The organism is Robertmurraya beringensis (assembly GCF_042433785.1).
GTDB lineage: Bacteria > Bacillota > Bacilli > Bacillales > Cytobacillaceae > Robertmurraya_A > Robertmurraya_A beringensis.
In genome coordinates this window covers 63800-84903 of record NZ_JBHLUU010000015.1, presented here as the reverse complement: position 1 = coordinate 84903, position 21104 = coordinate 63800, and the positions used below count along the sequence as shown (strand labels likewise).

Here is a 21104-nt window from a genome sequence, read left to right as displayed (position 1 = left end):
TAACCGTAAATAAAACGCTCATGTCCTCATCGTAACATTTATATCATGAAGTTGTACCTTATTATGTACGTATTATAGTTTGTTCATGAGGGAAAAGCAAGTATCTATCTAGAAATTCTCATCAGCCGCAAAGGCGAATTTCCTTTTTCGATCATGAAATAAGTTCATGGCTGCCACCACTACTCTTTCCTCAAAAAGATTACAAATCGTTCGAACCAAAGGTTGCTCCGGTTCGTCAGTGTACAAATAAATCCTTTGGGGAGCCATCGAAAGCAACGGTGCAATGGTGACACTATCAATGTAGACTGGGTGATTAGAAAGTAGTTTTCGATCAATTAGCTGCAAAATTTCTTTTCTTTTTAGTTCAAAGAATTGTTCATCAAAAAAGGTGATCGTATCAGACACAATTAAATGAATGACCTTCTTGATTGAACTCCGTTCTGCTAAAAACTCTCTGAGTGTATGAACAAAGATTTGGTATTCCTGCTCAAGTTTATACTCATCAATCGCAACCTCCACCACACTCTCTATAAGAGTCGTAATGGAACGCAGTCGAAAGCGCTGGAAAGAGTCGAACGAAAAAGACAAGCGCTGTGAGAATAATTCATTAATAGCTGATTCTACCAAGTTATTTAGTGTGTTCACATCGACAAACGATAAGAGTTCTCTTCTGTTTCCGTCAACAATTGCAGTAATAATATCTAATATCTGTTCCTGTTCATGTTCGTCATCATAACAAAAATGATTCTTTAAGATTTCTCGAGACCAATCCACTAATTTAATTTCCTGAATAAATTGTCCAAATGCTTTTTTCACAACCACTTCTTCCAGTTTTCCATCGCATTTTACTATATGTTTATCTTCTATAAGAAGAGTCTCATGATTCAAATGGTGTGAGGATTGTGCGTGATTCTTTAGCAATTGGTGAAATCTTTTCGCATCCTCTTTATTTTGGAAAATGATCTCAAACAACCAAATCCCCCCTTTTGGTGAAATCAACGTTTGAAATGTCCATGCTACTGCATGTTCTTTTTCACAGTCTCTGCTTTCATGTATATGGGGAACTTGGTCAAAATAGAATAAGAGCCAGCGGACTTTTTCCACTGGCTCTTTTATTTCCTATTTCCTTCTATTTGGACCATCCACTTGGACTGGATGAGCTAGGTATCTAATCCTCTCTAGAAGTCTTCTTGCTTTCATCTTCTCTTCTTCTCCACGTTGACTATACGTTAAATGATGCTCTAACTCGTTAAAGTTAAAGTTCGATGTAAAGAAGGTAGGCAGATTTTCAAGCATACGGAATTGAAGAATCGTTCCTAGCACTTCATCTCTCGCCCAACTTGATACCGTTTCAGCACCAATATCATCAATCATAAGCACTGGTTCTCGTTTCACTTTTTCAATTTTATCATTGAGTGTCGAGTCACCAATTGATCCTTTTAACTCCCTAATCAACTCTGGGAAGTACACAATCATAGAAGATACCTTCTTTTTTGCGAGTTCATTAGCAATTGCTCCAAGCAAATATGACTTGCCAACTCCGAACTCACCGTAAAAATAAAGTCCCTTTTGCTTTACACTTGAATTGTAGTTTTCTACAAACTCCTCTGCTAATGAGATTGCTTCAATTCTACCTGAGTAATCACCTGACATGTCAAGGTCCGCAAAGCGAGCGTGTAAAATCTCTTTAGGCATATACATACTCTGAATGAGCTTCTCACTTTTTCTTCTCTCGTCTGACATTACCTTTCTAGGACAGCGGTCGTAATGAATCTCAATAGACCCACGGACAAGAACTAATTGAGGCTGATACCCCTGCATAATATTTTTACAGCCCTCAAGGCTCGGACATTCGGTACATTCCGTGCATTGAGTCGAATACTCATAAAGCTTGGACAAATTTCTTTCAATCATTTGGCTCGTAAGGATGTCACTATGCTTAATAATAAATTCTCGAATGTCCGGGTGCTGCATAACTTGCCGCTTTTGACGCTCATACCGTTCCTGAAAATTTGAGCTGGCAGAGAGTTTTTTTAAAGTATCATTAATTCGTTCCATTTAACCACCTCCTACTTTGTATATTTTTTTAATCTTTCCTGTAACGCACGCTTTTTCTCTTCGAGTTCATTATTTTCTGTGCCTGTTTGAATAGGTTTTTCCTCAGCCTCTTTATCAAACCAATCCGGTAAGCTTTCTGTTCGTATGGCCTTTTTTCTAGCACTAGTCTTTGGAGTTTGATTTGCTGTTTGCTTCCCCTCTGCCCAGTCTAAGTATTGACGATGTTCTTTTTTGGCAAGTTCCATTGCCTCAGACACCGTCTGGACCCTTTTACGCGCCCAATGAGAAGCAATCTTATCCACATAAGCCTTCGTCAACTTCATATCTGTTTTCAATAATACGTACTGTATAAGCACGTTCACCACACCAGGAAGAAGCTTTTGTTGAAACATCACATCTTCAATAATTTGCAAATCACTTTTCGATGGTTCTCCCCCACCAGAAATATCAATTAACAATTGTCGAGGAGACGTTTTCTCCAGGTATTGAACCAATTTCTCTTCTTGAGTTTTAGGCTCCACCGTTGTTGTAACATGTGGAAGTGGTTGTATTTTATCTATTAATAACGGGAGTTGGTCAGAAAAGTTAAGCTGATACCAATCTCTTGCAGATTTTCTAAGTTCATCAATCTGTATCTCACTTGATTCATCAACTGCACTAATCACAATATTTTTCATTTGGATCGGGTCAATCCCATAGAGGAAGGAGAGTTTCGCAATGGCTTCTCGAACCTTTTTATTGATTGCACGTTTAGGAACAAGATTTTCTGAAAGCCCTGCAAATAGCAGGTCAAAATCAAAATGTGCTTCATCAACCTTAATTGTCTCAGGATTCACTCGATCGAAGTACACACGTTGCTCTTCAAGTTTTAGGTCATCTACCAGATGTGACGAAGGGTTACCCGGAACAGCAGAATCAAATACTTCTTGAAACGATCTTGTAACATTCTCGTACCCATTTTCTTTTTCCAAGAAATGCTCGTCACTAAAAAACCTTTTAAGTTTTAAAAATTGATTTTTACCTACTTTTCGATACAAATACACGTTAAGCATACCGTCTAGAAAAAACTGACTAGGTGTTAAGGGAGGTGTAATTTCATATACAAATGATCGAAGCCCTTCCTCTGTTCGCACATACGTGGAGAGAAGACCAATTCCTTCTAACTTAAGACGGGCATCGTAAATTTGTTTTAAATTACTGTCCATCACGTTCATAAGAGCATGATGTGAACTACCATCCGAAGATAAACGGTTCTCGTCTATTTGCGACCAAAGAGTCATATAGAGACTGTATGCTATCGGACCAATCAATGGCTGATATAAAAGAGTCAGCACCTTTCGATCATACTCAAATAACAACCCATTTGAGGCTACCTCATAGCGATCCACAGGTAGCATTTCCTGCCAATGCTGAGCCATAGGCTTCATTTCCTCTCTTAACATCAAACTTCCCTACTAATCCTTTTTTATTAATTCCTTCAATTCTTCAATAAAGACGTTTATATCTTTAAATTGTCTATATACAGAGGCAAATCTTACGTACGCAACCTCATCTAATTTTGCTAAACGATCCATAACCATTTCTCCAACTGCTTCACTCTTTATTTCCGATACTCCATGACTGCGAAGTTCTTTTTCGATATCGGATGTGATTTTTTCTAATTCAGGCAAAGCAACGGGTCTTTTTTCACATGCTTTAATCAGGCCACGTAGAATCTTATCACGGCTAAACTCTTCTCTAGTTCCTTCCTTTTTTACGACAATCAAAGGTATTTCTTCTACCTTCTCAAAGGTTGTAAAACGAAAAGAACATTTCTCACACTCTCTTCTTCTGCGAATCGATCTATTTTCATCGACAGGTCTTGAATCGAGAACACGAGTATGATTATTTTGACATGCAGGACATTTCATAACATCAACTCCGAAACAGAATGGATTCTGCTGAATCTAACACTATCTTATTAAAACTTCAATTGTTGTACAAGTAATTCTATTCTCCTGCGTGTTTTCCAACACCTATATACGGATGCTTTTTATCTAATTCTTGATAAATACGTTTGATTTCAGCTTTTAAGCTTGGATATGCCCCCAACAGAACCGTTTGTTCGGTTGAAACATTGATATCTACAGCCGTCTCATATGGCTTTACCGTTATGATCGTAATAATAGCAAACATTTTCTTTCCACGATTGATTTCAACCGCAATTTCTCCGTGGTCAATTGAATCACTTACCACTTTTGCTTGCTTATCATTCTCAAGGATTTCTTTTACAGATTGAAACAAGGATTGAAGATTTACACGATAATATCTCGTTCTAAGCTCTTCCTCCACATGATTCTCTTTTGTTTCACATTGCCTATTAAATTGTCTAAACACCTGTTTTACAAATGACATAATGATTCCTCCAAACCGAAAGATGTATGTACATATATTTTAACCTAAAAGGACTGGCAATGTTAATGTTTCAATAAAAGAGAAATTAAAAAGAGGTGTATAATATACACCTCTCGAATTTCATAAGTTTAGTAAGCTACGATTATAGTACTTTCGCTTTTGCTTGTTTAACTTGAACAGGACCCATTCCACGAGGAATTTCGATGTTCTCACGAGTTTGAGCACCTAATGCTTCTGCAATATAGTCTGCAGCGATATTAGGATCCATGTCTCCACAAGTATACACATCAATACTAGCATAGCCATGTTCAGGAAAGCTGTGAATAGTTAAATGTGACTCGGAGATGATTACCACTCCACTCACACCTTGTGGTGCAAATTTATGAAAAGCAACCTCACGAATTTCAGCACCTGATTTTAATGCTGCATCTGCAAAGATTTGCTCAATTTGCTCCATATCATTTAACTTTTCAAAATCACAACCCCATAACTCAGAAATAACGTGACGACCCATAGTTTCCATATTCAAATTTCCCCCTTTAACCATTTTTACTACAGTAACTGAATTTCCCTATTTTTTTGGGTTATAACTACCACGGGGGAAAGTTAGTCCAAAGAGGTCCTAACCCTTTAAGTAGATATAGATTCCAAATTTCAAGAAGTTCACGATGACTAGTATACTTTGTTTGTTTTTTTTTTGCAATAATGTATTTAAAAAATCTTTACAAAAAAGAGGAAAAAGGAAATTCCTTTCTTCAAATGCACACAAAAAATCAGTCTTCTGAGAGTTTTCCCAGAAGACTGTCTCCTTACAACGAGCTCACTCGTTTTATATTATCTGAAGCTAAAGAAAGTTGATTAGCCACATGCTTCGTTAGATCAACAACACGGCAAGAATAGCCCCACTCATTGTCGTACCATGCGAGTACCTTTACCTTATTCGCACCTATAACCATTGTAGACAACCCATCGACAATCGCAGAGTGTTCATTGGTATTAAAATCAACTGATACTAGTGGCTCTTCTGTAATCGCAAGTATTCCTTTAAGTTCATCCATGGAGGCTGTTTCGAATACATCATTTACCTCATCTATTGTTACTTCTCGCTTTAAATCAACTACTAAATCAACTAATGAGACATTGGTTGTAGGAACCCTTAATGACATTCCATGCAGCTTGCCTTTCATATTAGGGAGCACTAGTGAAAGAGCTTTAGCCGCACCCGTGCTTGTCGGAATGATCGATTGACCACAAGCTCTCGCTCTTCGAAGATCTTTATGCGGATTATCAATGTTTTTTTGATCATTTGTATAGGCATGCACGGTTGTCATTAACCCATTAATGATGCCAAACTTATCTTCAAGTATTTTTACAACAGGAGCTAAACAGTTCGTCGTACAAGACGCATTTGAAATAATATCATGCTCATAAATATTTAACTCGTGCTCATTCACACCCATGACGATGGTAATATCTTCTCCTTTTCCAGGTGCTGTTAATATGACCTTCTTTGCGCCAGCATCTAAGTGGAGACTCGCTTTCTCTCTCGCATTAAATTTCCCAGTTGCCTCGATAACAATATCAATATTAAGTGAATGCCATGGAAGCTCCTCTGGATTACGATGGTTAATCAGCTTCACCCTTTTTCCATTTACCAATAAGGAATCATCTTCAGCTACTACCTCACCATCAAACTTTCCGTGATTTGTGTCATACTTTATTAAATGTGCTAATGTTTCCGCAGGATAACTAGCATTAATGGCTACTATTTCTAATGTTTCATCACATATTGCCTTTCTGAAAACCATTCTTCCTATTCTTCCAAACCCATTAATCGCTACTCTAGCCTTCATGTTACGGCTCCTCTCGAAAAGTGTTATACTTTATTTCCGTAATTTACAATTAGTATAACATATTAGTTACGAATTGTGTTGATATAAAAACCTATTTTCAATAAAAAAACCATCACATTAATTTGTGATGGTTTTCCAATCCGCAAGAAGCTCTATCAGTTGCTTTTTCGTATTGTCTATCGACCCATTATTATTAATCACTTTATCAGCAAGCTTCCGTTTATCTTCAATCGGCATTTGAGATTGAATTCGAGCAAGTGCTTCCTGCTTTGTTAACTGATTTCTTTCCATCAATCTCTGCAGCTGTACATCTTTCTCTACATAAACAAGCAGAACTACATCAACCATATGCTTTAATCCACTTTCAAATAAGAGTGGAATATCCAACACAACTACTTGGTCTCCTCGCGAAATAGCTGCTTCCTTCTTCTCATTCATCCTTCTTCTTACATCCGGATGAACAATTTCATTTAACTTTTGTCTCTTCGCACTGTCATTAAAAATGATTTCACCTAATCGGGATCGATTAATCGTATGATCATCATTCAGAACATCTTCACCAAAATATGTAACGATCTGTTCGTATGCTACTTCGCCTATCTCAACGGCCTTTCTTGCTTCTATATCAGCGTCAATGACCTCTATTCCCATTTCTTTAAACATATTTGCCACTGTGCTTTTCCCACTAGCAATACCACCCGTTAATCCAACGACTAAAGTCATATTCAACCCCTCCGTTTAACGTAAAAGCCTCCACAAAAGGAGGCTTTTTTCAAATTTTCCATATTCCAATAATGATTAATAATACCCCAGGTAAAAAGGCGAAGCGCTGAAGCCAGCTATTCTCAGAAAAATGTTTACCAAGCTGTAACCCCGCATAAATAAAGAGAAAGCTCATTAATGCCACAGCAGTCCCTAATATGCTTGGAGAAAAGTCTAGCATGGCCGCCCCGATTCCTGCACCAAATGCATCTAAAGATAAGGCTAGACCCAGCATATAAGCTTCAATCCCATTGATCGTACCCGATTGATCAAAGTCTGCTGACATCGGCTTTCGTAATATTTGAATCACAATCCCAAGAGATTTAATCTCAAAATCAATGATCGTTTTTGGATGGGGAAGCATGGATGAGGCGGATTTCTCCGACCGAAAAAATTGAGCGAGAATCCAAGCCCCTAATAAAATGAGTATGATTCCCCCAATACTCTCAGCAATATCAGGTGATAAAACAGACTCAATGAAATGACCAATGATCATCCCTACAGTGAGTGTTCCTGCAGAGCATAAAGAAATAACCGCGATTGACTTAAAAGGAATTCGCATTTTCCTTAGACCGTAAGTGAAACCTACACTAAAACTGTCAATGCTAACTGCTAATGCAAGTAGTAATAATGGAACAGATAGTACCATTGGAAAGACTCCTTCCTAACAAAAAGCTAGGATAGTATATGATAGGAGCCCATCCAAGGTTCAACTTACTTCTTTTTTTGACATTTTGGACAAAATACGGTTCCTCGCCCACCGACGACAATTTTTTCTAGAGGTGTACCACATACTTTACAATTTTCACCTTTCCGACCGTAAACAAATAATTCAAGCTGAAACATCCCCATTTGTCCTTGAGAATTTACGTAAGATCGGACCGTACTTCCACCCTTTTCAACCGCTTCACCTAGTGTTTCCTTTATTTGCTCATAAAGAATGATCCACTCTTTTTTCTTCAATGAGCTCGCAATTCTCTCGGGATGAATTCTCGAACGAAATAGAGCTTCATCAACGTAAATATTGCCTAATCCAACGACCACTGTTTGGTCAAGCAAGGCTGTTTTGATTGATCTTTGTGTTTTGGATAACCTTTTCTGCAAATAAGATGATGTAAAATCCGGATCAAATGGTTCAGGTCCAAGAGTCGATAAAGGTGGCTGATCAAACTCTTTTCCCTTTTCAAATAAGTGCATCGTTCCAAATTTACGTACATCTTTGTAGCGGAGCTCTGTTCCGTCGGTAAAAGTAAAAATCACATGTGTATGGAGAGCAACTGGTTCCTCAGCCTCAAAATGTGCATATCTACCTTCCATTCGCAAATGAGAAATTAACGCAAATTTTTCAGTATATAAGATAAGAAATTTCCCTCTTCTCCCTAACTGAATAAATCTCTCGCCAATTAAAGCATCGCAAAACTGATCGATTTCAGGATGTTTTATAATTTTTGGCCAAAGAACTGTTACTTTTTTTATTTCTTTATCTAAAATAAGCATTTCAAGTGTTCGTCGAACCGTTTCGACCTCTGGAAGTTCTGGCAATATTCTTCCTCCCTACTGCCTTTATTTCGCGTCAAACCAAGTCGGACCGTAGGAATAATCAACCTTAAGTGGTACCTTTAACTCCACTGTATGTTCCATTACGTCAGGGACGATTTCCTTCAATCGCTCGATTTCTTCTTCTGGAGCTTCAAATATTAATTCATCGTGTACAGATAGCAACAATCGTGATTTTAGATTTTCCTTTTTGAGCCTGTCCGCCATATCGATCATCGCTTTTTTAATAATATCCGCTGCACTTCCTTGAATCGGTGTATTCATCGCCGTACGTTCCGCAAAGCTCCGCAGATTGAAGTTCCTGCTTGTTATTTCTGGGATATATCTTCGGCGATGCAATAGCGTGGACACAAATCCCTTTTGTTTTGCATCTTTTACGATTTCTTCCATATATTCTTTTACACCTGGATAACTTTGCAAATATCTTTCAATAAAGCTACCTGCTTCTTTTCTGGTAATGTTTAAGCTTTGGGACAACCCATAATCACTGATACCGTAAACAATTCCAAAGTTTACCGCTTTTGCATGTCTTCTCATGTTGGAAGTGACTTCTTCCTTAGATACATGAAACACATCCATCGCTGTTTTTGTATGAATGTCCAGACCCTCTTGAAAGGCTTCGATTAGCTTTTCATCATTTGCAATATGTGCCAATACACGTAATTCAATTTGTGAGTAATCTGCTGCAAAAATGACCCAGCCTTCCTCTGACGGGATAAAGGCTTGACGAATTTTACGACCTTCTTCCAGTCTTATGGGAATATTTTGTAAATTCGGATCTGTAGAGCTTAATCTTCCAGTCTGAGTTAAAGCCTGATTAAATCTTGTATGAACTTTATTTGTTGTAGGATTAATTACTTTAAGTAAACCTTCAATATAAGTGGACTGAAGCTTACCAAGCTGACGGTAATTTAATATTTCTCGAATAATTTCGTGTTCTTCTTCCAGCTTTTCCAGTACATCTGCAGATGTCGAATAGCCCGTTTTTGTCTTTTTCGCTACCGGAAGCTTTAATTTCTCAAAGAGAATCACGCCTAACTGCTTTGGTGAATTAATATTAAAGCTTTCGCCCGCAAGATCATAGATACGAGCTTCAATGGTACTTAATTGCTCAGTAATTGCTTCTCCCATCGCATGAAGTCGATCCATATCAACCTTAATTCCACACGATTCCATATCCGCTAAAATCAAAGACAAAGGAAGCTCCAAATCATAATAAAGTTCAAATTGTTCATTCGATTTTAACTCTTGTTCGAGCTTATCGCGAAGGTCCTGTAACACAAGTCCTTTTCGAACGAGATGCTCTCCAAGCTGTTCCGGTTCAGGTATCTTTCTCTTAGCACCTTTTCCGTAAAAAGCCTCATCCGAACTAATACTCGTAAAGCCATAACGTTTAGCAGTCGTTGAAATATCATCAACAGACTCTGCTGGATTCATAATATAAGCAGCTAACAGTAGGTCAAATTCAATACCTTTTAGATGGATATGGTGGTGTCTTAGTGATACCTCTGTCCTTTTCGCGTCATACACAATTTTTTTAGAAGCTTCATTTTCAGCCCAAGCTTTAAAAACGGATGATTCTATTGCTACATTGGTAGGAATGAAAAAGTTCCCCTTTTCATTCACTAGTGATATACCCACAAGATCAGCATAATGATAATTATCATCTAATACTTCAATGTATAAGGCATTCTCCGTTGCAAAAAGTTCTTCCGTTACTTCTTTAACCGTCGTGTATTCCACATTCTCCAAGGGTTCTTCCACTGAAGCACCTTCATTGTCTCCTAATTTATCAAGCAATGAGTTAAAACCTAGTTCTTTAAATAACTGAACAACCTTATCACGGTCAAATTCGTCATATTCGAATTCATCGAGTTGTACGGTCACTGGAGCTTCCAGCGTAATGGTTGCCAGCTCTTTACTCATGATTGCTTGGTCTTTAAATTCCTCTAGCTTCTCTTTTAGTTTCTTTCCACTCACTTGGTCAATCGACTCGAGTAGCTTTTCAAGCGTCCCAAACTCCGTTAGCAACTTGATAGCTGTTTTCTCTCCAACTCCAGGAACCCCAGGAATATTGTCTGACGTATCCCCCATTAACCCTTTCATATCAATAATCTGCTTGGGTGTTAAACCGTATTTTTCTTTGATATGCTCTGGAGTGTATTCCTCAATTTCTGTGATCCCTTTTTTTGTGATGGCAACAGTTGTTTTTTCAGAACTCAACTGCGTTAAATCTTTATCTCCTGAAATGACCTTCACTTCATAGCCATCTTCCTCGGCCTTCTTCGATAACGTACCAATGATATCATCCGCTTCATAGTTTTCAAGTTCGTACCTTTTGATTCGGTATGCGTCCAATACTTCTCGAATAAAAGGAAATTGTTCGGATAACTCAGGCGGCGTTTTTTGACGTCCTCCCTTATACTCACTAAATGTTTTATGACGGAAGGTTGTTTTCCCAGCATCAAACGCAACCATTATATGTGATGGCTTTTCATCCTCCAATATCCTCAAGAGCATCATTGTAAATCCATAAACAGCATTTGTATGAATTCCTTTATCATTGTTTAGCAACGGCAGAGCAAAAAATGCCCGGTAGGCAATGCTATTTCCGTCAATTAATACGAGTTTCTTATTCAAAGGAAGCCTCCCTTTCTACTTAAAGCTTGTCTCATGTCATATGTAAAAAAGCCAGTGTTTTCCTTCTTTATTCTACCATGACCATGATAGGAAAGGAAAACGCCGGCTTCATATTTACTCCGTATATCCCATAAGCAAACGGGCATAAGGTGAATCTGATGGCAGAACAATCACGGTTTCTCCGTTAATCGTCTTTTTATACGATTCTAATGTTCTAAATAATTGGTAAAAGCTCAGGTCTTTGGAGAACGCCTCATTATATACCCTTGCTGCTTGAGCTTCTCCTTCCGCACGAATCGTTTCGGCATCTGCTTGCGCCTTCGCTAGTGTTTCTTTCACCTGGCGATCCGTATCCGCAATAATAATATTTTTCTGTGCATCCCCAATTGATAAATACTCCTGTGCCTTTGATTCACGTTCTGAGATCATCCGAGTGAACACCGACTGTTCATTTTCCTTCGGGAGATCTGTTCTTTTCATACGCACATCCGTTACCACAATTCCGTAATTATCTTGTGAGAGGAGCTCATTAACCTTCTCTGTAATTTTATCATTTAAGGAACCTCTAGTTGACGCCTCATCATTAATGATTTCTTCGTAGTTTAACTTTCCAAGCTCTGAACGAACAACCGAGTAAATAAACTCCTCCATTCTTCCCTCAGCATTTTCAAGCGTTCTCGCATTCGAAATCATCTTTTTAGGATCTTCAATTTTCCAAACAGCATAATTGTCAATTAACATACGTTTTTTATCTTTTGTATTAATTTCAGCTTCATTCACATCATAGGTCATTTGATATTTTGGTAGAGTCGAAACACTTTGAACAAATGGGATTTTATAACTAAGACCTGGAGTACTTTCAATTCGAACCACTTCACCGAATTGGCGAATAACTCGGTACTCTCCTTCCTTAACGATAAATAAATTCGTAAGGGTGATCCCAATCAATAGAAGGATTAAAAGCGCAATCAATCCAAATTTGGTATAATTCCTCCACTTAAAACCATCTCCAGAACGCTCTTTCATATCGATTACATTTCCATCACTCATTGTTTCCACTCCCCTCTGCCTGAGGCTTTGCTTCTTCTTTTTCTAGAGGTCTAATCGGGAAATACTTCAATGTATCACCATCATCATTCATGATATAAATCTCTGTTCCTGGTAATACTTCCTCTAATGTCTCTAACACAAGCCTTTGTCTAGTTACTTCAGGATTGTTTTTATACTCATCATAGAGCTTATTAAAAACCGCTACATCCCCTCTAGCAATCTCGATTCTTGCTGATTGGTCCCCCTCAGCTCTCGAAATAAGGGCTTTCTTTTCCCCTTCTGCTTCATTGATTTTTTGATTTTGGTATTTCTTTGCCTCGTTGATTTTAGTATTCATCGTTTCACGTGCATCTGTGACATTGGTAAATGCTTTACGAACTTCTTCATTAGGAAGCTCAACATCTTGCAGTTTCACCGCCATAATAGTAATCCCTATATCATATTTGCCCATTAGCGTAGACAGTAGCTCTCTGACACTTGCTTCTATTTCAGCTTTCCCAGAGGTTAAGGCATCATCAATTTTGGAGCTTCCTATAATGCTACGAAGAGACGCTGAAGTGGCATCACGTAAAATCTCCTCTGGATTATCCGCATTATATAAGTATTTTGAAGGAGTAGTAATTTTCCATTGAACAACAAGATCTGCGAGAACGATATTTTCATCTCCGGTAATCATTTTTGTTTCACTATCGAATCCAACAATTTCTCCATCCTTTTCTTCATATCCAAACTGTAAACTAAATGTTTCCTTCGAAAGCTTCTCAACATTTTGAATAGGCCAAGGCATTTTAAAATGTAACCCAGGTTCTGTTATTCCTTCTTCTACCTTCCCAAAGGTTAATATAACAGCCTGTTCTGATTCATCAACGGTATACCACGTCGTAAAAACTACAAAACTTAATACTATGATTAAAAGTATTAGACCTACCAGTGAATAAATTCTTTTTAAACTAAGCAACAACCTTCACCTCTTTCCCTTTATTAAGACATTTAATTGTTATACGAATGGGCGTGAAAAAGGTTTCAATAAAAAAGAAAAGGTGAAAGCGGGGTTAGCTTTCACCTTTTCTTTAGGTCCTTGGATGAAGGGGTTTTCCCTTATGATATTACAGAACATTTATTAAGGAAAAATATAATAAATGTAAATGTACTGTAAAACTTGTATCCAAGGAACCTGAATTTATTTAGGAATTTCTTTTAAAAGTTCAATGATGAACGTGGTCCCTCTTCCAACCTTACTTTCTACTCGAATATTCCCCTTATGAGCTTCAATCAAATGCTTCACGATGGCTAAACCTAGACCCGTACCACCAGAGTTTCTACTTCTTGCACGATCTACTCGATAAAAACGTTCAAAGATTCGGGGAATTTCCTTTCGCTCAATTCCAATACCCCTATCTATGACCTTTATTCTTATCTTGCTTGTCCTCTCTCGAACTTCAACCTTCACAGTCCCTCCTTCTGGAGTATAGGAAATGGCATTGGTGATTAGATTAATAAACACTTGTTTTAATCTATATACATCGCCTTCAACAAAGATCGCTTCTTGCTCGGCTTCAAATTGAAGGTCAATTTTCTTTTCAAGTGCTTTTCCTGCTAATATAGGAAGAACTTCATGCAACACAGCAACAATATCTATTTTTTGAATCGACAATTGAAAACCTTGCTTCTCCATCTTCGAAAGGTCTAATAAGTCTTGTATTAATGTTTGTAAACGATCGCTTTCTTTCAAGATAATCGTCAGGAAAGCTTCTAAGGTTTGCTTGTCCTCCATGGCTCCATCTAAAAGGGTCTCGGAAAACCCTTTTATGGAAGTAATAGGTGTCTTTAGCTCGTGTGATACATTTGCCACAAAATCTTTACGCATTTGTTCAAGCTTCTTTATCTCGGTGATATCATGGAAAACTAATAAAATCCCTTTCCAAACATCGTTTAAGCCGATAATTGGGACACCATACACTTCAAAGTGTCTTCTCTCAATCCCTACAGGTACAATTAGTTGTTTTCTAATTTTGTGCTCAGTCATAAAAATTTCTTCTATCAAATCACAAATGTCTTTTTGGTCAATTACTTCATAATAGAGCTTTTCTAAATACTCATTTGATTCTACTTGAAAAATTTCTTTATACGTCCGATTGACCAAATTTATGTAGCCACGACTATCAATTAATATAAGTCCGCTTCCCATATTTTCAATCAAGGTCCCTAATCGATCTTGTTGAATTTCTTTTGACTTCATGAGCTCCTGTAGGTTTCTAGCTAAAACATTAATTGAACTACTCAGCATACCTGTTTCATCTGCATGATCCTCGTACGTTCTTGCACGATAATTTCCTTTTGCAAGCTCAATAGCTACATTGGTCGCAGATTCTATCGGCTTTGTGTACATGGTCGTTATTTTATAACCTAATAAAATAATCACAAATAACGCGATACCAAGTGAAACCGTTAAGATCCACCAGATTTGTTCGTATGCATTTTTTATTTCTGTAAGTTTCGTGCTTAATACAATGATGCCCTCTGTCTCACCATTAATAGTTATTTCGTCCCAATAGTAATGAAGATTATATCCTCCACCTACTTCAATGATTTCATCTTCTTTTTCTAATTGATTTTCGAAGATGGACTGGAGAACACTGTCATGCCTCTTATTACTCGTATTTTCAAGGGCACCACTATCATAAATAATATCCCCTTTATTTCCTAGTATTGTAATTCGAGAACTTAGCGTATCGCTAAAATCATTTAATCTATCTTTAGAAATATGACCTATGCCGCCAGTATCTTGAATATACGTAGAGACTAATTTGGTTTCCTGCTTCATCCTCCCATCAAAGGAATCAATGTAGTATCCTTTGAACAATTGTCCTAACAATAGGCCTAATCCAATAAGAACAATGAAAATAAGCATAATTAGGGCAAACAAGAGTCTTGTTCGAAATTTTATCATTCTCCCTTAGGCTCCTCCATCTTATAGCCTAAGCCTCGAATGGTTTTTATATATACTGGTTTCTTTGTATTTTGTTCGATTTTCTCTCTTAAGTGACTAATATGAACATCCACAATTCGTGTATCTCCTGCAAAATCATAATTCCATACCGCACTAAGAAGCTGATCTCGCGTTAGAACTCTTCCTTTGTGTCTTGCTAAATAGAGTAATAATTCGAATTCCTTTGGAGTGAGCTCTAGCAATATATCTCCAGAGTAAGCCTCGTATTGTTCAGGATAAATCTTCAGTTCTGCTATCTGAAGCAGGTCTTTTTCCTCTTCTTGTACGACAACTGGTTCTGGCTGTAATTGGGTTCTTCTAAGAATAGCTTTGACTCTAGCTACGACTTCTCTTGGACTAAACGGTTTTGTCATATAATCATCTGCACCTAATTCAAGTCCGAGAACTTTATCAAATTCATCGTCTTTTGCAGTTAACATAAGAATAGGCGTCAAGACTTTTTGTTGACGAAGCTGCTTACAAACCTCAATTCCATCAAGCTTCGGAAGCATTAAATCCAAAATAATTAAGTCTAGTTCCTGTTCCAAAGCTATATTCCGTCCTTCTTCGCCATCCGCAGCCGTTAGCACTTCATAACCAGCCTGTTTTAAATTGTACTGCAGGAGCGTTACAATGGACTGCTCATCATCGACTACAAGTACTCTTTTTTCCATAAAAGCCTCCACATTCACTTATTACCCCATCATCCACATCCATTATAATACATATTCATTTAATAAAGATAACAAAAAATTCATAAAAAATAGACGTACTTTTAAAAAGCACGCCTATTTCCTGTTAAAAATTTTCCAATGCATGACCATCTAATGCCTCTAATGGATGAGGTGGACATACTAAAAGGAGACCTTTTATTACTTGTTCTCCCTCTTCATTTTTACCATCAACAGTAATCTCAATTGTATGATTGCTTATACTTACTTCAGACACTTCGAACATGAATTCAATCATCTCATAATGATAAACTGGTTTCACATATTCGATTTCTTGTTTTAGGATATGACTACCTGGACCAGGCATATATTTTGATACAGCAGCTGTAACGATTCCAGTTAGCATAATGCTTGGAACCAGCGGCTTCTTAAAAGGAGTTTGTGATGCATAATCATGCTGAATATACAAAGGGTTCGCATCATTCGTTAGACCAAGATATAATAGTAAGTCCTTATCTTCAATCTTTTCTGTCAGGGAAAGTTTTTCTCCTCTAGAAATTTCATTAATTTTCCGGCCTAATTTTCTCTTTTTACCTAACAACATGGTAACGATACCTCCAATAAATGAAATCGGTCTCATATCAACTCTAATACATTTATTATATCAAAAGCATAGAAGAACAAAAAATTCGGGGAAGAACCCCGAATTTTCCATTTTATTAAACTAAAACATCCATTACATTTCGTACAGCCGCTGCTGATTTATCCAGAGCACTTTTCTCTTCATCTGTTAACTCAAGCTCAATCACTTGTTCTATTCCGTTAGCTCCGAGGATCGTTGGCACCCCTAAGTAAATACCTTTATATCCATATTCTCCTTCAAGGTAAGCAATAGATGGAAGAACCCGACGCTGATCTTTCAAGATGGCTTCACACATTTCTACTAGAGAAGCAGCAGGTGCATAGTAAGCACTGCCATTTCCTAATAGATTAACAATCTCTCCACCACCCTTTCTCGTACGTTTAACAATAGCCTCTAAACGTTCTTTAGACAGTAGTGTCTCAAGTGGAATCCCACCAGCATACGAGTAACGAACAAGAGGAACCATATCGTCACCGTGGCCACCTAGAACAAAGCCTGTTATGTCTTTAACAGATAAGTTTAACTCTTGAGCCACAAAAGTACGGAAGCGTGCCGTATCTAGAACACCTGATTGACCAATGACACGATTTTTCGGGAAACCAGTTTCTTGGAAAACAGTATATGTCATGGCATCCACTGGATTTGTCAAAACGATAATCGTACAGTTTGGTGAGTACTTAGCTACTTCAGATGCGACCGCTTTCATAACCTTTTGATTGGTTTGAACGAGATCATCACGACTCATTCCTGGTTTTCTCGCAATTCCAGCGGTGATTACAACAATATCAGAATCCTTTGTATCTGCATAATCTGCTGTACCTGTAATATTTGCATCAAACCCTTGAACCGGACTTGCTTCAAGCATATCTAGAGCCTTTCCCTTTGTTGGATTTTCCATTTGCGGTATATCCAGCAAAACAACATCTCCAAGTTCTTTTTGTGCAAGTAGAAAAGCTGTTGTAGCTCCAGTAAAGCCCCCACCAATTACCGAGATCTTTTTACGCTTCATTGACATAACCTTTTCCCCCTACATTTTAAAAGTCATTGTCCTAAGTCAATTCTTATTAAAGGTATACAAATGATAAAGAGGCTGTTCTAGAAAAGAACAGCCTCTAGAACAAAATTATCCCATGTTCTTAATAAGCACATCTCCAAATTCTGAGCACTTCACTTCTGTTGCTCCATCCATTAAACGAGCAAAGTCATAAGTTACCACTTTAGAAGCGATTGACTTCTCCATTGAATCGACGATTAGTTTCGCTGCTTCATTCCAGCCTAGGTGTTCAAGCATTAATACACCAGAAAGAATAACAGATGAAGGGTTTACTTTATCTAATCCAGCATACTTCGGTGCTGTACCGTGTGTAGCTTCAAAAATTGCATGACCTGTTACATAGTTGATGTTTGCTCCAGGTGCAATACCAATTCCACCCACCTGCGCAGCAAGTGCATCAGAAATATAGTCTCCGTTAAGGTTCATCGTTGCAACTACATCAAACTCACGTGGGCGAGTTAGAATTTGTTGAAGGAAAATATCTGCAATTGCATCCTTCACGATGATTTTCCCTTGAGCTTCTGCATCAGCTTGAGCTTGATTTGCAGCCTCTGTGCCTTGTTCATCTTTAATACGGTCATACTGTGCCCATGTGAACACTTTATCGCCGTATTCTCTCTCAACAAGCTCATAGCCCCAGTTCTTAAACGCACCTTCAGTGAATTTCATGATGTTACCTTTATGAACAAGAGTTAGAGATTTACGTCCCTCTTTAATTGCATACTCAATTGCAGCACGAACTAGCCGTTCAGTTCCTTCTTCAGACACTGGCTTGATCCCAAGTCCAGATGTTTCAGGGAAGCGAATTTTATTTACTCCCATTTCAGTTTGAAGGAAAGAAATAAGCTTTTTCACTTCATCTGAACCTTTTGCATATTCGATACCAGCGTAAATGTCTTCTGTATTTTCACGGAAAATGACCATGTCTGTATCTTGAGGACGTTTAACTGGTGAAGGAACTCCTTCAAACCAACGAACAGGACGTAAACATACATATAAATCAAGCTCTTGGCGAAGAGCAACATTTAGTGAACGAATTCCGCCACCAATCGGTGTTGTTAAAGGCCCTTTAATAGCAATCAAATATTCGTTAATTAATTCTAACGTTTCACTTGGTAGCCATTCTCCCGTTTGATTGAACGCCTTTTCACCTGCTAGTACTTCTTTCCAAACAATTTTCTTTTCACCGTTATAAGCTTTTTCAACAGCAGCATCTAGCACTTTAGAAGCCGCAGCCCAAATGTCAGGACCCGTACCGTCTCCTTCAATAAAAGGTACTACTGGATGATTTGGTACATTTAAAACTCCATTTGTTACAGTAATTTTTTCACCTTGCATAGTATAATTCTCCCTCCATTTTGTCTAACAAGATGCGCCCTGCTTCAGGTCAATCAATATGTATAAAAGATTTCTATCCATAGAGGGCAACATCAGAATCAAAGGTTAGAGCCAAATGCCTCTAACCTCTCCTCTCTATTACAGCAATATTTTAGCTAAAAGTAAAATGCTGTATTCTATTTAATTTTATCCTCTTTGCTCAACCGCTACATATTTTTGCATTCCAGGACCAGTATAATCGGCTCTTGGACGAATCAATCGATTATTTTCATATTGTTCTAGAATATGAGCTAACCAACCAGAAACGCGGCTGACTGCAAAGATTGGAGTAAATAAATCGTGGTCAATTCCTAAGCTATGATATACAGAAGCAGAGTAGAAGTCTACATTTGGTGGAAGATTCTTTTCACCGGTTACAATGTTCTCAATTTTTGTAGACATTTCAAACCAATGTGGTTCTCCTGTTAAGTTAGTAAGTTTCTCTGCCATAAGCTTTAAGTGTTTTGCACGAGGGTCTCCTTTTCTGTAGACACGGTGACCAAAGCCCATGATTTTTTCCTTGTTCGCTAACTTTTCACGAACATAAGTATCAACATTTTCTAATGTTCCAATCTCAGTTAACATCTTCATTACAGCTTCATTAGCTCCACCATGTAATGGACCCTTTAATGCTCCAATAGCTGACGTTACACCAGAGTATACATCCGATAAAGTGGCTACACATACACGTGCTGTGAATGTTGAAGCATTTAATTCGTGATCTGCATGAAGGACAAGTGCCTTGTTAAAGGCTTCAATTGCAATAGGCTCCGGCTCTTTGCCTGAAAGCATGTAAAGGAAATTTGCGGCAAAGCTTAAGTCCGTTCTAGGAGGGATTGGCTCCAACCCTTTTCGAATACGCGCAAATGCTGTCACAATTGCAGGCATCTTAGCTTGAAGTCGAACTGCCTTGCGATAGTTTGCTTGCTCTTCCATTACATCGCTTTCTTCGTCATACAAGCCTAAGAGCGAAACAGCCGTTCGAAGTGCAGCCATTGGGTGTACTTCATTAATTGGATATAACTTAAAATGCTCAAGCACTTGTTTGGGTAGCTCTGCATTTACCGACAATTGGCATTTTAACTCTGCTAGTTCTTGTTGTGTAGGAAGTCTTCTATGCCAAAGAAGATAGATTACTTCTTCAAAGCTGGCATTCTCTGCTAAGTCATCAATATCGTACCCTACGTATGTTAGTGTATCATCAATGATTGAACTGACAGAGGAAGTCGTAGCTACTACCCCTTCAAGACCACGTGTTGCTGTCATATTGACCCTCTCCTTTACAAAGTGATTCGCTAACCCTTCTAATTCTCTGAGTTATTAAAATATTAACATTATAGATAACTATAAGACTATAAATTTTTTCACACCCATAAAAAGGATGCGCTTACAAGTCCTATTATAAACAATTATCTGACATTTGTGAACGAAAACCGCCTAAAATGTGAAAAAATTAATATTTTATTAGAAAAACTTAAGCCTAGTTATTCAGAAAACTTATCACCCATTAGAAGAGTTCAAAAAATTTCATTGCTAGATAAGCGATACCTGCACCAATTAGTGGTCCTACAGCCACTCCCTTAAAAAGTGAAACAGCCAAGATCGTTCCTAGCACAAGAGCGGTGGTTATATGGGGATCCTTTGCCAAAAGGGTTATACCACCTTTTGCGATCAACGCAACTGCCATTCCAGATATTAAAGCAATCCATGCATAGGGTGATTTAAAGGCAGCTGTTAGGTCTTTAAACCCAATTTCACCACTTGCAATAGGGGCTAGTACGGCAAAAGTAATAACAGTAACTCCCCAGTTAATTCCTTTGGATTGAATATAAGAAAAGATTTTTGAATCCACGCCGATTATTTTTAGTAACAAAAGTACCCCAACGGCAAGGATTAAAGATTGGTTTTTTGCGATAAAACCAATTACTAATAAAATGAACAAAAATAGGTTAGCTTGTGTTATCAACCTCAAGGCCTCCTTTATATAAACGTTATTTTACCATAAGAAAACTCAGCATATAAACAATGGGACTTTCACTTCAGAAAAATCACTCTA

Annotated in this window: 20 protein-coding genes and 1 other annotated feature (1 of these 21 cut by a window edge); all 20 genes read right to left on the bottom strand. The window is 37.9% G+C overall.

What is annotated here, in order from left to right:
- Positions 1–42: a binding site (T-box leader), on the bottom strand; it reaches 199 nt to the left of the window's first position.
- Positions 43–108: 66 nt separating this feature from the next.
- Positions 109–972, bottom strand: coding sequence for a sporulation protein YtxC (ytxC, locus tag ACFFHF_RS02715; RefSeq protein WP_160546659.1), 864 nt, complete (start codon positions 970–972; stop codon positions 109–111).
- Positions 973–1119: 147 nt separating this feature from the next.
- Positions 1120–2058, bottom strand: a complete 939-nt coding sequence (gene dnaI, locus ACFFHF_RS02710; protein ID WP_340904853.1) for a primosomal protein DnaI — start codon at positions 2056–2058, stop codon at positions 1120–1122.
- A gap of 11 nt (positions 2059–2069) precedes the next feature.
- Positions 2070–3476, bottom strand: coding sequence for a replication initiation and membrane attachment family protein (locus ACFFHF_RS02705; RefSeq protein ID WP_377057654.1), 1407 nt, complete (start codon positions 3474–3476; stop codon positions 2070–2072).
- A gap of 36 nt (positions 3477–3512) precedes the next feature.
- Complete coding sequence (gene nrdR / locus ACFFHF_RS02700) at positions 3513–3968, bottom strand: transcriptional regulator NrdR (protein ID WP_119709350.1); 456 nt, start codon at positions 3966–3968, stop codon at positions 3513–3515.
- A 79-nt stretch (positions 3969–4047) separates the two neighbouring features.
- Positions 4048–4452: a hypothetical protein gene (locus ACFFHF_RS02695; protein WP_160546657.1), complete on the bottom strand. Its 405-nt coding sequence runs from the start codon at positions 4450–4452 to the stop codon at positions 4048–4050.
- A gap of 142 nt (positions 4453–4594) precedes the next feature.
- Entirely contained in the window at positions 4595–4975 is a 381-nt protein-coding gene (speD, locus tag ACFFHF_RS02690) for an adenosylmethionine decarboxylase (RefSeq protein WP_160546656.1), read from the bottom strand.
- A gap of 286 nt (positions 4976–5261) precedes the next feature.
- Positions 5262–6305 carry a glyceraldehyde-3-phosphate dehydrogenase gene (locus ACFFHF_RS02685; RefSeq protein WP_160546655.1) on the bottom strand — a complete coding sequence of 348 codons (1044 nt, stop codon included), beginning with the start codon at positions 6303–6305 and terminating at the stop codon, positions 5262–5264.
- 117 nt (positions 6306–6422) lie between these two features.
- Positions 6423–7028: a dephospho-CoA kinase gene (gene coaE / locus ACFFHF_RS02680; protein ID WP_160546654.1), complete on the bottom strand. Its 606-nt coding sequence runs from the start codon at positions 7026–7028 to the stop codon at positions 6423–6425.
- Positions 7029–7077: 49 nt separating this feature from the next.
- Complete coding sequence (gene ytaF / locus ACFFHF_RS02675; RefSeq protein WP_160546653.1) at positions 7078–7716, bottom strand: sporulation membrane protein YtaF; 639 nt, start codon at positions 7714–7716, stop codon at positions 7078–7080.
- A gap of 65 nt (positions 7717–7781) precedes the next feature.
- The gene (mutM, locus tag ACFFHF_RS02670) at positions 7782–8609 is read right to left on the bottom strand and encodes a DNA-formamidopyrimidine glycosylase (protein ID WP_160546652.1); all 828 of its coding nucleotides are present in this window, start codon (positions 8607–8609) and stop codon (positions 7782–7784) included.
- 21 nt (positions 8610–8630) lie between these two features.
- Positions 8631–11264, bottom strand: a complete 2634-nt coding sequence (gene polA / locus ACFFHF_RS02665) for a DNA polymerase I (protein ID WP_160546651.1) — start codon at positions 11262–11264, stop codon at positions 8631–8633.
- A 114-nt stretch (positions 11265–11378) separates the two neighbouring features.
- Positions 11379–12314: a protease modulator HflC gene (gene hflC, locus ACFFHF_RS02660; RefSeq protein WP_160546650.1), complete on the bottom strand. Its 936-nt coding sequence runs from the start codon at positions 12312–12314 to the stop codon at positions 11379–11381.
- Complete coding sequence (gene hflK / locus ACFFHF_RS02655) at positions 12307–13272, bottom strand: FtsH protease activity modulator HflK (protein ID WP_160546649.1); 966 nt, start codon at positions 13270–13272, stop codon at positions 12307–12309. The genes hflC and hflK overlap by 8 nt, the downstream gene beginning before the upstream one ends.
- Positions 13273–13494: 222 nt before the next feature.
- The gene (gene pnpS, locus ACFFHF_RS02650; protein ID WP_377057569.1) at positions 13495–15264 is read right to left on the bottom strand and encodes a two-component system histidine kinase PnpS; all 1770 of its coding nucleotides are present in this window, start codon (positions 15262–15264) and stop codon (positions 13495–13497) included.
- Positions 15261–15977, bottom strand: coding sequence for a winged helix-turn-helix domain-containing protein (locus ACFFHF_RS02645; RefSeq protein ID WP_160546647.1), 717 nt, complete (start codon positions 15975–15977; stop codon positions 15261–15263). The genes pnpS and ACFFHF_RS02645 overlap by 4 nt, the downstream gene beginning before the upstream one ends.
- Before the next feature lie 124 nt (positions 15978–16101).
- Positions 16102–16578, bottom strand: a complete 477-nt coding sequence (locus ACFFHF_RS02640; protein WP_160546646.1) for a MaoC/PaaZ C-terminal domain-containing protein — start codon at positions 16576–16578, stop codon at positions 16102–16104.
- Positions 16579–16693: 115 nt separating this feature from the next.
- The gene (gene mdh / locus ACFFHF_RS02635) at positions 16694–17632 is read right to left on the bottom strand and encodes a malate dehydrogenase (protein ID WP_160546645.1); all 939 of its coding nucleotides are present in this window, start codon (positions 17630–17632) and stop codon (positions 16694–16696) included.
- 108 nt (positions 17633–17740) lie between these two features.
- The gene (icd, locus tag ACFFHF_RS02630) at positions 17741–19009 is read right to left on the bottom strand and encodes an NADP-dependent isocitrate dehydrogenase (protein WP_160546644.1); all 1269 of its coding nucleotides are present in this window, start codon (positions 19007–19009) and stop codon (positions 17741–17743) included.
- 186 nt (positions 19010–19195) lie between these two features.
- On the bottom strand, positions 19196–20314 hold the full coding sequence (citZ, locus tag ACFFHF_RS02625; RefSeq protein WP_160546643.1) for a citrate synthase: 1119 nt from the start codon (positions 20312–20314) through the stop codon (positions 19196–19198).
- Between the two features lie 241 nt (positions 20315–20555).
- Entirely contained in the window at positions 20556–21014 is a 459-nt protein-coding gene (locus tag ACFFHF_RS02620) for a DUF441 domain-containing protein (RefSeq protein ID WP_160546642.1), read from the bottom strand.
- Positions 21015–21104 lie beyond the last annotated feature (90 nt).